Consider the following 13,910-nt stretch of genomic DNA (forward strand, 5'->3'; position numbering starts at 1 on the left):
GTTTACATGGACAGCATCAACAGCCGTATCGCCGAGGAACTGGGCGTACGCCCACAACAGGTCGAAGCGGCCGTGGGCCTGTTGGACGAAGGCTCGACCGTGCCTTTCATCGCCCGTTACCGCAAGGAAGTGACCGGCAGCCTGGACGACACCCAACTGCGCCACCTGGAAGAGCGCCTGCGCTACCTGCGCGAACTCGACGAGCGCCGCGCCAGCATCCTGTCCAGCATCGAGGAACAGGGCAAGCTGACCCCGGAACTGGCCCGCGAGATCAAGCTGGCCGACACCAAGACCCGCCTCGAAGACCTTTACCTGCCGTACAAGCAAAAGCGCCGCACCAAGGGCCAGATCGCCCTGGAAGCCGGCCTCGGCGAGCTGGCCGACGGCTTGTTCAACGACCCGCAACTGACCCCGGAAACCGAAGCGGCCCGCTTCGTCGACGCCGAAAAGGGCGTGGCCGATGTCAAGGCGGCGCTGGAAGGCGCTAAATACATCCTCATGGAGCGCTTCGCCGAAGACGCCGCCCTGCTCGACAAGCTGCGCAACTTCCTCAAGCAGGAGTCGGTGCTCAGCGCCCGCGTGGTGGCTGGCAAGGAAGAAGAAGGCGCCAAGTTCCGCGACTACTTCGCCCATGACGAACTGCTGCGCAACGCCCCGTCGCACCGTGCCCTGGCGATTTTCCGCGGGCGCAACGAAGGCATCCTGAGCGCCTCGCTCAAAGTCGGTGAAGAACTGCCTGGCACCCTGCACCCGTGCGAAGTGATGATCGGCAACCACGTCGGCGTTGAAAACCGCAGCCGGCCGGCCGACAAGTGGCTGGGTGAAGTGGTGCGCTGGACCTGGAAGGTCAAGCTGTACACCCACCTGGAAACCGACCTGTTCGGCGAACTGCGCGACAACGCCGAAAGCGAGGCGATCAACGTGTTCGCCCACAACCTGCACGACCTGCTGCTGGCCGCCCCGGCTGGCCCGCGCGCCACCTTGGGCTTCGACCCAGGCCTGCGCACCGGTTGCAAGATCGCCGTGGTCGACGCCACCGGCAAACTGCTGGACTACACGACGGTCTACCCGCACGCGCCGAAAAACGACTGGGACCGCACCATTTCCATCATGGCCGCACTGTGCGCCAAGCACTCGGTGGAACTGATCGCCATCGGCAACGGCACCGCCAGCCGCGAAAGCGACAAGCTGGTGGCCGAACTGGTCAAAAAATACCCAGCCCTGAAAATCACCAAGATCATGGTCTCCGAGGCCGGTGCGTCGGTGTACTCGGCATCGGAACTGGCCGCCCGCGAGTTCCCGGACCTGGACGTATCGATCCGCGGCGCCGTGTCGATTGCCCGTCGCCTGCAGGACCCACTGGCAGAGCTGGTGAAGATCGACCCGAAATCCATCGGTGTCGGCCAGTACCAGCACGACGTGTCCCAGCTGAAGCTGGCCCGTGGCCTGGACGCCGTGGTCGAGGACTGCGTGAACGCCGTGGGCGTGGACGTGAACACGGCCTCGGTGGCGCTGCTGACCCGTATCTCCGGCCTTAACGCCACGCTGGCACAGAACATCGTCGCCCACCGCGATGCCAACGGCCCGTTCGCGACCCGTGCAGCGCTGAAAAAGGTCAGCCGCCTCGGTGAAAAAACCTTCGAACAAGCCGCCGGCTTCCTGCGCGTGATGAACGGCGATAACCCGCTGGACGCCTCCGCCGTGCACCCTGAGGCCTACCCGCTGGTGCAGCGCATCGCCGCTGGCACCGACCGCGACATCCGCTCGCTGATCGGCGACAGCAGCTTCCTCAAGCGCCTGGACCCGAAGCAGTTCACCGACGAGTCCTTCGGCCTGCCGACCGTTACCGACATCCTGCAAGAGCTGGACAAGCCCGGCCGCGACCCACGCCCTGAGTTCAAGACCGCCACCTTCCAGGACGGCGTCGAAGACCTCAAGGACCTGGAGCCTGGCATGATCCTCGAAGGCGTGGTCACCAACGTCACCAACTTCGGTGCCTTCGTCGACATCGGCGTGCACCAGGACGGCCTGGTGCACATCTCGGCATTGTCCGAGAAGTTCATCAAAGACCCGCGTGAAGCGGTCAAGGCCGGCGACGTGGTCAAGGTCAAGGTCATGGAAGTGGACATCCCGCGCAAGCGTGTCGGGCTGTCCATGCGCATGGGCGATACCCCGGGCGAGAAGGTCGAAGGCAACCGTGGCGGCGGCCGTGGCAACGGCGGCAATCGCCAGCAGCAGGCCCCGCGCCAGCGTGAAACTGCCACTGCCGCCCCGGCCAACAATGCCATGGCGTCGTTGTTCGCCAACGCCAAGCAGCTGAAGAAGAAGTGATGGACGTCCCGCGCGAATACGTCGAAAGCGCCTTCAGCCAACTGCTTGGCTGCCGCCTGCAACGCCTGGACACAGGCGTTGCCGAAGTGGCCCTGGCGCTCGAGCCGCAACTGCGCAACCGTGGCCAGAAACTGCACGGTGGGGCGATCTTCAGCCTGGTGGACATCGCCATGGGCCTGGCCTGCTCGGCCAGCCATGGTTTCGACCAGCAGAGCGTGACCATCGAATGCAAGATCAACTACATGCGTGCGGTCAGTGATGGCGAGGTGCTGTGCACGGCCCGTGTGCTGCACGCCGGGCGGCGCACGCTGGTGGTCGACGCCGACGTAGTTCAAGGCGACAAACTGGTGGCCAAAGCGCAAGGAACCTTCGCGGTTCTCTAGCTCACCAAGCTGTATCTGCGGTATTTTCAGCAGCAACTTGGTGCCACTTCGTGCCGCATCGCCGGCAAGCCGGCTCCCACAAGGTCCCCGCTGACCTTCTGTGGGAGCCGGCTTGCCGGCGATGAGGCGCAAAGCGGCCCCACAATTCGGTGCCGGAACCGCGTAAACCAGGCGACAACGCCAGTTCCTTTCTTCCTACCCTTGTAGACCGTTATCTCTACCCCCATATTGGGGCGACTGACGCGTGAAGGAATACATCTTGAGCGAACTCCTCAACCGCCGCCTGAGCCTGCTCGGCGCAAATCTCCCCCTGCTCAAGCAGTGCCTGCACGGTATTGAGCGAGAATGCCTGCGCGTGACCGATGAAGGTCGCCTGGCCCAGACCCCGCACCCTGAGGCCTTGGGTTCGGCGCTGACCAACGAGCAGATCACCACCGATTATTCCGAGTCGCTGCTGGAGTTCATCACCCCGGCCCTGGCGGACCCGGCCCAGGTGCTCGAGAACCTCGACGAGATCCACCGCTTCGTCTACACCAAGCTGGGTAGCGAATACCTGTGGAGCCCGTCGATGCCCTGCGCGTTGCCGGCCGAGGAAGACATCCCGATTGCCGAATACGGCAGCTCGAACATCGGCAAGCTCAAGCACGTGTACCGCAAAGGCCTGGCCCTGCGCTATGGCCGCACCATGCAGTGCATCGCCGGTATCCATTACAACTTCTCGCTGCCTGAAGCGTTGTGGCCATTGCTGCGCGCAAGCGAAGGCAGCGCAGAAGAGGCGCGCGATTATCAGTCGTCGGCCTACATCGCGCTGATCCGCAACTTCCGCCGCTACAGCTGGCTTTTGATGTACCTGTTCGGCGCTTCGCCGACCCTGGACAAAGGCTTCCTGCGTGGCCGCCCGCACCAGCTCGAAGAACTCGATGCCGAAACGTTGTTCCTGCCCTACGCCACCAGCCTGCGCATGAGCGACCTGGGTTACCAGAGCAACGCCCAGGCCGGCCTCACGCCGTGCTACAACAACCTGGCCAGCTACACCGACAGCCTGCGCAAGGCGGTGGGCACGCCCTACCCGCCTTACGTCGAGGTCGGTACGCACGTGGATGGCGAGTGGGTGCAGCTGAACACCAACATCCTGCAAATCGAGAACGAGTACTACTCGAACATCCGCCCCAAGCGTGTCACCTACACCGGCGAGCGGCCGATCCAGGCGCTGACGTCTCGTGGCGTGCAGTACGTCGAAGTGCGCTGCCTGGACATCAACCCGTTCCTGCCGGTCGGGATCGACCTGACCGAAGCGCGTTTCCTCGATGCCTTCCTGCTGTTCTGCGCGCTTGAAGAAAGCCCGCAACTGGACAACGGCGAGTGTGGCCAGTGCACCAGCAACTTCCTGACCGTAGTCAAAGAAGGCCGTCGCCCAGGCTTGGAACTGCACCGTGATGGTCAGCCCATCGCGCTGAAAACCTGGGCTACCGAGTTGATCACTCGCATTGGCCAACTGGCCGAGCTGCTCGACCGCGCCCACGGCGGCGACGCACATGCCAACGCCCTGCAGGAGCAACAGGCCAAGGTCGACGACGCCTCGCTGACCCCATCGGCCCAAGTCCTGGCACGCATGACCGAACATGACGAAAGTTTTGTCCAGTTCTCGCTGCGCCAGAGCCGCGTTCACGCCGAGCGCTTCCGCGAGCAACCGCTAAGCAGCGAACGCCAGCAGGCCTTCGAAACGCTCGCCCGCGAGTCGCTGGCCAAACAGGCCGAGCTTGAGCAGACCGAAGTCGGCGACTTCGACCTGTTCGTCGGCGCCTACCAGGCCAGCATCCTGGCGATCAGCAACTGATGAGCCGCACCGCCTCCCCGCGCAAGCCGCGCGCCAGCAGCCAGGCCAGGATCGAGACGATCCTGGCGGCCGCGCGCGAGCTGCTTGCCGAGCTGGGGGTGGCGGGGTTGTCGATCTACAGCGTGGCCGAGCGGGCGCAGATACCCCCTTCGTCGGTGTACCACTTCTTCGCCAGCGTCCCAGCCCTGCTGGAGGCGTTGACCGCCGACGTGCACCGGGCGTTTCGCGAAGCGCTGAGTGCACCGATCGACAGCAGTACGCTGACGACCTGGCATGAACTGTCACGGTTGATCGAGCAACGCATGCTGGATATCTACAACGGGGATGCCGCGGCGCGTCAGTTGATCCTGGCGCAGCATGGCCTGAGCGAAGTGGTGCAAGCTGACCGGCAGCACGACATGGAGCTGGGCGACCTGATGTACAAGCTGTTCGACCAGCATTTTCACTTGCCGGTGATGCCTGCAGATGTGGATGTGTTTGCCCTGGCCATGGAGCTGAGCGACCGGGTGTATGCGCGGTCGGTGCAGTTGCATGAACAGATCACGGCGCGTATGGCCGAGGAAGGCAAGCGGGTGTTCGAGGCGTATCTGGGGCTTTATTTGCCGCCGTTTCTGGCTAAGCGTTTGGGTTGAAATGGTTGGGGCCGCTTTGCGGCCCTTCGCGGGACCAGCCCGCTCCCACATGGGATTCGATCTCCTGATGGGAATTCGATCTCTTGTAGGAGCGGGCTTGCCCGCGAAGGGCTGCAGAGCAGCCCCCTTCAACACCAGAATCACAGCTTGGCGATGGACACTTCTGTCGACTTCACAAAGGCAATCACTTCACTGCCCACCTGCAGCTCCAGCTCACGCACGGAGCGGGTGGTGATCACCGAGGTGACAACGCCGGAGGCGGTCTGCACGTCGATTTCCGACAGTACCGGGCCTTCGAGGATTTCTTTCACGGTGCCTTTGAACTGGTTGCGAACGTTGATGGCTTTGATAGTCATGGCTTGATTCCTTCTCTTTGGCTTCAGTCGGGTAAGTGAGTGATTCAGTGCGCCCAACGCAGTTGCGTGGGCAAAGGGGCTACAGGATCCGGCTCAGGCGCAGTGCCCGGGGCCGACAGAACACGGTTGAGCACTTCGCTTTCCAGCGCCGCCAAACGGTGCGAACCACGCGACCTTGGCCGTGCCAGATCGACAGTGAGGTCGAGCCCGACCTCGCCGTCTTCGATCAAGATCACCCGGTCCGCCACGGCAACCGCCTCGCTGACATCGTGGGTAACCAGCAACACGGTGAACCCGTGCTGACGCCAGAGGCGTTCGATCAATTGCTGCATTTCGATACGGGTCAATGCATCCAGGGCACCCAGCGGCTCGTCCAGCAACAGCAGACGCGGCTGGTGAATCAGTGCCCGCGCCAGGGCCACCCGTTGCTTCTGGCCACCGGAGAGTGCTGCCGGCCACTCGTTGGCGCGGTCGGCCAGGCCGACTGCTTCCAGCGCATCCAGCGCACGTGGCCGCCAGTTGCCAGACAAGCCCAGGCCGACGTTGTCGATCACCTTCTTCCACGGCAACAGGCGCGCGTCCTGGAACATCAGCCGGGTTTCTTCGCGGGCTTCGGCCAAGGGTGCGGCACCGGCCAGCAATTCACCGGCGCTGGGCTGGTCGAGGCCGGCCAGCAAACGCAGCAAAGTGCTCTTGCCGCAGCCGCTGCGGCCAACGATGGCGACGAACTGGCCGGCCGGGATGTGCAGGTCGATGCCTTTGAGCACTTCACGCTGGCCAAAGGTTTTACGCAGGCCGTTGGATGCCAGGGGGATGCCACGCAGCAGGCGTGGCGGCTGTTCCTTGAGCACGGTCATGCGCCCTCCTTCTTGGCCACTTGATAGGCCGGGTGCCAGCGCAGCCAGACACGTTCCAGGCCGCGGGCGGCGAGGTCAGCGAGCTTGCCAAGCACGGCGTACAGGACGATGGCCAAGACCACCACGTCGGTCTGCAGGAACTCACGGGCGTTCATCGCCAGGTAACCGATACCGGCATTCGCCGAGATGGTTTCTGCCACGATCAGGGTCAGCCACATGAAGCCCAGGGCGAAGCGCACGCCCACCAGGATCGAGGGCAATGCACCTGGCAGGATCACCTGACGGAATAGGCCGAAACCGGACAGGCCATAGCTGCGCGCCATCTCCACCAGGGCCGGGTCAACGTTGCGGATACCGTGGTAGGTGTTGAGGTAGATCGGGAACAACGTGCCCAGGGCGACCAAAAAAATCTTTGCCGACTCATCGATACCGAACCACAGGATCACCAGTGGGATCAGCGCCAGGTGAGGCACGTTGCGGATCATCTGCACCGAGCTGTCGAGCAGGCGTTCGCCCCAGTTCGACAGGCCAGTGATAAAGCCCAGCGCCAGGCCGATGCTGCCGCCGATGACGAAGCCCAGCCCGGCACGCCAGCCACTGATGGCCAGGTGGGTCCAGATCTCGCCGCTGCGCACCAGCTCGACACCCGCGCTGACCACCGCGCTCGGCGCTGGCAGGATGCGGGTCGACAGCCAGCCCGCGCTGACCGCCAGCTGCCAGGCCGCCAGCAGCAGTACCGGCAGTGCCCATGGGGCCAGGCGCTGGGCCAAGGTAGAAGAAGTTGCACGACTCATGGCCCGGCCCTCAGCTCTGCGACACGGACTTGGGCAGGATATCGTTGGCCACCATCTCGCCGAACGGGCTCACGTAACCGGTACTTTTCGGTTGCTCCGGGCGCTGTACGTCGAGGTGCGGGAACAGCAGCTCGGCAACGCGGTAGGACTCTTCAAGGTGTGGATAACCCGAGAAGATGAAGGTATCGATGCCCAGCTCGGAGTATTCCTTGACCCGCGCAGCCACGGTAGGGCCATCGCCGACCAGCGCAGTACCGGCGCCGCCACGTACCAGGCCGACACCCGCCCACAGGTTGGGGCTGACTTCCAGGTTGTCGCGGTTGCCGCCGTGCAGGGCAGCCATGCGCTGCTGGCCGACCGAGTCGAAACGCGCCAGTGAGGCCTGGGCACGGGCGATGGTTTCGTCGTCCAGGTGCGAGATCAGGCGGTCAGCGGCGGCCCAGGCTTCTTCATTGGTTTCACGCACGATCACGTGCAGGCGGATACCGAAGCGCACTTCGCGGCCTTGGGCGGCCGCCTTTTCGCGGACCTGGGCGATTTTTTCGGCGACAGCGGCCGGTGGCTCGCCCCAGGTCAGGTACAGCTCGACCTGCTCGGCCGCCAGGTCTTGCGCGGCTTCGGACGAGCCGCCGAAGTACAGCGGCGGACGCGGTTGCTGAACCGGCGGATAAAGCAGTTTGGCGCCCTTCACCTGGATGTGCTTGCCGTCGTAGTCGACGTTTTCGCCTTCCAGCACCTTGCGCCAGATACGGGTGAACTCGACCGAGGCTTCGTAGCGCTCTTCGTGGCTCAGGTGCAGGCCGTCACCGGCCAGTTCGTCCGGGTCGCCACCGGTGACCAGGTTGAACAGCGCACGGCCGTTGGACAGGCGGTCCAGGGTCGCGGCCTGGCGCGCCGCCACGGTCGGCGAAATGATGCCGGGGCGCAGAGCAACCAGAAACTTCAGGCGCTGGGTGACAGGGATCAACGACGCAGCCACCAGCCAGGAATCCTCGCAGGAACGCCCGGTAGGGATCAGCACCCCACCAAAACCAAGGCGGTCGGCAGCCTGGGCAATTTGCTGCAGGTAGCCGTGATCGACTGCACGGGCGCCATCGGAGGTGCCCAGGTACTTGCCGTCACCGTGTGTGGGAAGAAACCAGAAAATGTTAAGGCTCATTGGAGTTGTCTCCTCAAGGGTGGCTCAAGCCGGAGCAACGCCCCGGCGCAGGCAATTCAATCAAGGCGCACTGGCGACCTTGGCCGGGGGTGTCCAGATCACGTCCTTGATGCTCAGCGGCTTGGGAATAAGCTTCAGCGCCTGGAACGTGTCGGCGATCTTCTGTTGTGCGGCCACCACCTCAGGGGTGAGCGGCGCAGCGCCGTAGCCTTGGCGCTTGACCGAGGTCAGGGTGATGTCGGCAGGCAGCCCAAGCAGGGGCGCGACCTGATCGGTGACCTCCTGCGGGTTGGCCTGGGACCACTCGCCCACGGCACGCACTTCATCGATCAAGGTGCTGATCACGGCAGGGTGCTGGGTGGCATAGTCACGGGTGGCGAGATAGAACTGATGGTTGTCGACCAGGCCCTTGCCGTCACGCAGGGTACGTGCCTGCAGCTGTTTCTCGGCGGCGGCCTGGTACGGGTCCCAGATCACCCAGGCATCGACGCTGCCACGCTCGAATGCCGCGCGGGCATCGGCTGGTGGCAGGTAGACCGGTTGAATGTCGCTGTATTTGAGGCCTGCATCTTCCAGGGCACGCACCAGCAGGTAGTGGACGTTGGAGCCCTTGTTGAGGACGACTTTCTTGCCTTTGAGGTCTTTCACCGACTGGATCGACGAGCCCTTCGGCACCAGGATCGCTTCGCTGTGCGGCGCCGGTGGCTCGTAGGCCACGTAGAGCAGGTCGGCGCCGGCAGCTTGAGCGAATACCGGCGGCGTTTCGCCGGTGACGCCGAAGTCGATGGAGCCGACGTTCAGGCCTTCGAGCAACTGCGGGCCACCGGGGAATTCGGTCCACTGCACCTGCACGCCCTGCTCGGCCAGGCGCTTCTCCAGCGTGCCTTTGGCCTTGAGCAGCACCAGGGTGCCGTATTTCTGATAACCGATGCGCAGGCTCTCGGCCTGGGCTTGGGTGATGGCGCCGAAGGACACAGCCGCCGCAAACAGGGCGACCAGACCACGACGCAAGAAGACTGTGCGCATGGCGCTCTCCTGTGCGAATGGGGTTCGGGTTGCACCTGCTTGCCTCGTTGACGGGCGAGTAAGGTGGATGACGCGATAAAGCCGTTGAACCGGGTCAGATGCTCCAGCGGGCACTGATCAGGCGTTCATTGAGTACGCCGGGGGCCACGGGGCGCGGCCGACGGGCCAGGGCAACGTGGAAGGTTTCCAGCGAGTCCTGCAGGCGCTCATCCAGAGCAGGTGCCAGCTGTGCCGCCTTGGCGCCTTCTGCGTAGGCGACCTGGCTGTCGTCGGCGAAGATCCCTTGCAGGGTCTCTTGCGCCTTGAGTGCCGACAGCACCGGTTTTAACGCGTAATCCACCGCCAGCATGTGGGCGATGCTGCCGCCGGTAGCGATGGGCAGCACGACCTTGTGCTCCAGGGCGCGCTCGGGCAGCAGGTCGAGCAATGTTTTCAGCGCGCCGGCGAACGATGCCTTGTACACCGGGGTGGCGACGATCAGGCCATCGGCCTGGGCCACCAGTTGCTGGAAGTGCTGCACCTGCGGGCTGTCGAAGCGCGCATGGAGCAGGTCCTCGGCGGGGAAGTCACGTACCTGGAAGGTCACCACTTCGACGCCACGGTGCTGCAGCCACTGGCGCGAGCGCTCGAGCAACACGCCGGAGCGTGAACGGGTACCAGGGCTACCACCGATTGAGACGACCAGCATTGGAGCGCTTCCTTGTGTTCTGTTGGGAGTGACATTAACAGCCCGTTCATATATCTAGAAATCATATTTTTTCATTTGTTTATTCGTTTTTTATCTATTCCCCAATACGGTCTCTGTGGGAGCGGGTTTACCCGCGAAGAAGCCAACACCGTTCCTTCAGGCATAAAAAAGGGCCGTCGAAACGGCCCGAAATCCCTGCTATGGCTAAGAGCAATGCAACGTGGATCCTTTAACGATTAGGTTGCGGCGTCAGGCGCAGATAAGGCTTCACCGCCCGATACCCTTTGGGGAAACGCTGCTTGATCTCCTCCTCGTCTTTGAGCGAAGGCACGATCACTACGTCGTCACCGTCCTGCCAGTTACCTGGCGTGGCGACCTTGTAGTTGTCGGTCAGCTGCAGCGAGTCGATTACCCGCAAAATCTCGTTGAAGTTGCGCCCGGTACTGGCCGGATAGGTAATGGTCAGGCGCACCTTCTTGTTTGGGTCGATGACGAACAGCGAGCGCACGGTCAAGGTGTCGTTCGCGTTCGGGTGAATCAGGTCGTACAGGTCGGACACCTTGCGGTCGGCGTCGGCGATGATCGGGAAGTTGACCACGGTGTTCTGGGTCTCGTTGATGTCATCGATCCACTTGTGGTGCGAGTCGACCGGGTCCACCGACAGCGCGATGGCCTTGACGCCGCGCTGGGCGAAGTCGTCTTTGAGCTTGGCGGTCAGGCCCAGTTCGGTGGTGCACACCGGGGTAAAGTCGGCCGGGTGGGAAAACAGCACACCCCAACTGTTGCCGAGCCACTCGTGGAAGCGGATCTTGCCTTCACTGGAATCCTGTTCGAAATCGGGGGCGATGTCGCCGAGTTTGAGGCTCATGGGGTGCGGCTCCTGTGCTGTGTTCTGGCCTTGTGGGGTTCAATGTGCCTGCATTCAGTTAAAAACAAAAAGAATAAATACTGATTTATTTATAACCACAGAGCATACCGAATTGCAGACATAAAAAAGCCTCGCACTAGGCGAGGCTTCTGGTTCAGCTACGGCTTACAGGAAGTTGTAAGTGTAGTTGAAGATCAGACGGGTCTGATCCTGGTCAGCCAGCGAGCTGGTGCCAGTGCCACGGTAGACACCGTGACGCAGGCTCGCGCCCAGGCCCTTGAGGGTGCCTTCCTGGATGACGTAGTCGACGCGGGCGTCACGTTCCCATTCGCTGAAGGTACCGTTGCCGTTGGCGTTCTTGCCGTCTTCACCTTTCAGGTAGGAGACCGAAGCTTTCAGGCCTGGCACGCCCAGACGCGCAAAGTCATACGAGTACTGACCGAAGGTGGTGTTTTCACCGGCCTTGGCGAACTGGTTGATCATGCTGTCGGTGAACAGGTAGAAGCTGGAACCACCAGCGCCTTCGTTGCGGCCATTGCCATCAACGACGTTGCCTTGGTTGAGCCAGACAAAACCACCGTCATCGTTGACGCGCTGGTGGCCGAGCATCAGCGCATGGCCGCCCAGGGTGTAGGTGAACATGGCGGACCAGGTCTTGTTGTCGACCTCGCCGAGGTTCTTGGCATAGCCACCGTTGTTGCTGAAGCGGTAGCCAGCTTCACCGTTCTTGCCGTCGCTGCTGCTGTCGAAGTAGCGCAGGTCGGTCTTGAACGACTGGTCGTCAGCAATCTTGAACACGTGGGTCGCGCCCAGGAAGTGCTGCTTGTAGAAGTCTTCCAGGTTCGAGTAGTAGTACTGCAGGGTCAGGTCTGGCGTGAGCTTGTAGTCCAGGCCGCCGTAGCGGAACTTGTTGCTGTCCTGGGTAGCGCCCGCCACGGACAGGCCGGTGCGGTTGGTCGAAGCACGGCCCATGGCGTGGGTCAGCTGACCGGCATTGATGGTCAGGTTGTCGATTTCCTTCGACTGGATGGTGCCACCCTCGAAGGTTTGCGGCAGCAGACGACCATCGTTGGCAACCAGGATCGGCAGGTTAGGCGCCAGGGCGCTACCGAAGTGAGCTTCGGTCTTGGAGAAGCGAGCCTTGGCGTTGGCACCGATGCGGCCCCACTGGCTTACTGCCGAACCATCGCTATCGTCAGGCTGGAAGCCAGTCTTGTGATAGCCGCGGCCGCCATCCAGCTGAATGCCCCACAGAGCCTGGGCGTCGACGCCGAAGCCGACAGTGCCTTCAGTGAAGCCGGAAATGTAATCGAGCTTGAAGCCCTGGCCTGATTCACGCTGGTCCGGGCGAGGGTCGCCGTGGGCTTCACGGTTGTTGTTGTCGAAGTACATGGTGCGCGAGCTGAGCGACAGTTTGCTGTCTTCAACGAAACCGGCAGCGCCTGCTTGTTGGGCGAGAACCCCCAGTGCCACGGCCAGAGCCAGGCTGGACTTGTACATGTTTTGCTCCTCTACGTTCTAATTCTTGTGTATCTCTGGAGGCGGGGTCTGCTGCCCCGCTCACCGTGGATTGGCGATTTAGTCCCAAAGCGTGACCATGAAGTCAATCGTTTCTAAACGTTTCGCGACTTTGGTCTAAGACGCCACCTGCGCTACAGGATAATGACAATCCTATAAATCCAAAATGACCGTTTTATGAATTTGTAAGATTTTTCCGGAATATGTTAGGAACCTTTACTGCCTTTTGTTGTAAACGGCACATTGGTTCATAACTGTTGGTTATTTGCAAACGTTTGCTCATAACCTAATTCCATACTGCTCTAAGGGACGAAAAAGCCTAGCAGCCCTGTCGGATTTCGCCATTGCGCGGCATCAACGGCGCGCGGCTTAAAGCATTTGGCTCCTAAGCTAATTCTAAAAAGTTATTTATTTTAGATTTCTTAGATCATTTAGTCTTCTCGCCATCCATCACATCGATTGCCTGACGAGAGGTTCAACCATGATCCCGCACGCTCCGCTGCGCCTGTTCGCCGCCCTGACCCTCGCCGGCACCAGCTGGTTGGCCCAGGCCGCCGACCTGACCGTGGCCTACCAGACCACCGTTGACCCGGCCAAAGTGGCCCAGGTCGATGGCGACTACGAAAAAGCCAGCAAGGCCAGTATCGACTGGCGCAAATTCGACAACGGCGCCGATGTGATCACGGCTGTGGCCAGCGGTGACGTGCAGATCGGCTACCTCGGTTCCAGCCCGCTGGCCGCTGCGGCAACACGCAAACTGCCGGTCGAGACCTTCCTGATCGCCACCCAGATCGGCGCGGGCGAAGCACTGGTGGCGCGCGACAGCATCAAGACGCCGCAAGACCTGATCGGCAAGAAAGTGGCCGTGCCTTTCGTTTCCACCGGCCACTACAGCCTGCTGGCGGCGCTCAAGGCCTGGAACATCGACCCGTCCAAGGTACAGATCCTCAACCTCGCGCCACCGGCGATCATCGCCGCCTGGAAACGCGGTGACATCGACGCGACCTACGTCTGGGACCCCGCCCTGGGCGTGGCCAAGGAAAACGGCAAGGTGCTGATCACCTCCGGTGAACTGGCCGAAAAAGGCGCACCGACCTTCGACGCCTGGATCGTGCGCAAGGACTTCGCCGACAAGCACCCTGACGTGGTCAAGGCGTTCGCCAAGGTCACCCTCGACGCCTACGCCGACTACCGCAAAGACCCGCAAGCCTGGCTGGCCAACACGGACAACGTGGCCAAGCTGGTCAAGCTGTCCGGCGCCAAGGCCAGCGATATCCCGGTGCTGCTGGAAGGCAACGTCTACCCATTGGCCGCCGACCAGGCCAACGCTCTGGGTGCACCGACCACCCAAGCGCTGACCGACACCGCCACCTTCCTCAAGCAACAAGGCAAGGTCGACGCGGTGCTGCCGGACTACTCGCCGTACGTCAGCGCCAAGTTCCTTCCAAACTGATCCGGAGC

Annotated in this window: 13 protein-coding genes; 5 read left to right on the forward strand and 8 right to left on the reverse strand. The window is 62.3% G+C overall.

Annotated features, from left to right (window positions below):
• Window positions 1-6 precede the first annotated feature (6 nt).
• From AB7M33_RS07760 to AB7M33_RS07775, 4 genes are all read left to right on the forward strand, one after another.
• A complete protein-coding gene (locus tag AB7M33_RS07760) occupies window positions 7-2,331 on the forward strand; it encodes a Tex family protein (protein ID WP_085273868.1) in 2,325 nt (774 codons plus the stop codon).
• Entirely contained in the window at window positions 2,331-2,714 is a 384-nt protein-coding gene (locus tag AB7M33_RS07765; RefSeq protein ID WP_050580765.1) for a PaaI family thioesterase, read from the forward strand. The genes AB7M33_RS07760 and AB7M33_RS07765 overlap by 1 nt, the downstream gene beginning before the upstream one ends.
• A gap of 259 nt (window positions 2,715-2,973) precedes the next feature.
• The gene (gene gshA, locus AB7M33_RS07770) at window positions 2,974-4,551 is read left to right on the forward strand and encodes a glutamate--cysteine ligase (RefSeq protein ID WP_420832924.1); all 1,578 of its coding nucleotides are present in this window, start codon (window positions 2,974-2,976) and stop codon (window positions 4,549-4,551) included.
• Window positions 4,551-5,183, forward strand: coding sequence for a TetR/AcrR family transcriptional regulator (locus AB7M33_RS07775; protein WP_027595184.1), 633 nt, complete (start codon window positions 4,551-4,553; stop codon window positions 5,181-5,183). Before gshA ends, AB7M33_RS07775 begins: the two co-directional genes overlap by 1 nt.
• A 140-nt stretch (window positions 5,184-5,323) precedes the next feature.
• Here the strand turns inward: AB7M33_RS07775 and AB7M33_RS07780 are convergent, their stop codons facing one another.
• From AB7M33_RS07780 to AB7M33_RS07815, 8 genes are all read right to left on the reverse strand, one after another.
• The gene (locus AB7M33_RS07780; protein ID WP_027595183.1) at window positions 5,324-5,539 is read right to left on the reverse strand and encodes a TOBE domain-containing protein; all 216 of its coding nucleotides are present in this window, start codon (window positions 5,537-5,539) and stop codon (window positions 5,324-5,326) included.
• Window positions 5,540-5,583: 44 nt separating this feature from the next.
• Window positions 5,584-6,396, reverse strand: a complete 813-nt coding sequence (gene ssuB / locus AB7M33_RS07785) for an aliphatic sulfonates ABC transporter ATP-binding protein (protein WP_027595182.1) — start codon at window positions 6,394-6,396, stop codon at window positions 5,584-5,586.
• Window positions 6,393-7,190, reverse strand: a complete 798-nt coding sequence (ssuC, locus tag AB7M33_RS07790) for an aliphatic sulfonate ABC transporter permease SsuC (protein WP_027595181.1) — start codon at window positions 7,188-7,190, stop codon at window positions 6,393-6,395. Before ssuC ends, ssuB begins: the two co-directional genes overlap by 4 nt.
• 10 nt (window positions 7,191-7,200) lie before the next feature.
• On the reverse strand, window positions 7,201-8,349 hold the full coding sequence (ssuD, locus tag AB7M33_RS07795) for an FMNH2-dependent alkanesulfonate monooxygenase (RefSeq protein WP_454242663.1): 1,149 nt from the start codon (window positions 8,347-8,349) through the stop codon (window positions 7,201-7,203).
• Window positions 8,350-8,409: 60 nt separating this feature from the next.
• Window positions 8,410-9,375 carry a sulfonate ABC transporter substrate-binding protein gene (locus AB7M33_RS07800; protein ID WP_027595179.1) on the reverse strand — a complete coding sequence of 322 codons (966 nt, stop codon included), beginning with the start codon at window positions 9,373-9,375 and terminating at the stop codon, window positions 8,410-8,412.
• A gap of 94 nt (window positions 9,376-9,469) precedes the next feature.
• On the reverse strand, window positions 9,470-10,063 hold the full coding sequence (gene ssuE / locus AB7M33_RS07805; protein ID WP_027595178.1) for an NADPH-dependent FMN reductase: 594 nt from the start codon (window positions 10,061-10,063) through the stop codon (window positions 9,470-9,472).
• Between the two features lie 229 nt (window positions 10,064-10,292).
• Complete coding sequence (locus AB7M33_RS07810; RefSeq protein WP_027595177.1) at window positions 10,293-10,931, reverse strand: peroxiredoxin; 639 nt, start codon at window positions 10,929-10,931, stop codon at window positions 10,293-10,295.
• Between the two features lie 165 nt (window positions 10,932-11,096).
• Window positions 11,097-12,431, reverse strand: a complete 1,335-nt coding sequence (locus tag AB7M33_RS07815; protein ID WP_099428068.1) for an OprD family porin — start codon at window positions 12,429-12,431, stop codon at window positions 11,097-11,099.
• 499 nt (window positions 12,432-12,930) lie between these two features.
• Here AB7M33_RS07815 and tauA point away from each other — a divergent pair, with 499 nt between their 5' ends.
• Complete coding sequence (tauA, locus tag AB7M33_RS07820; RefSeq protein ID WP_454242664.1) at window positions 12,931-13,902, forward strand: taurine ABC transporter substrate-binding protein; 972 nt, start codon at window positions 12,931-12,933, stop codon at window positions 13,900-13,902.
• The last annotated feature ends 8 nt before the right edge of the window (window positions 13,903-13,910 follow it).

This window comes from Pseudomonas sp. Y3 TE3536 (genome assembly GCF_053629175.1).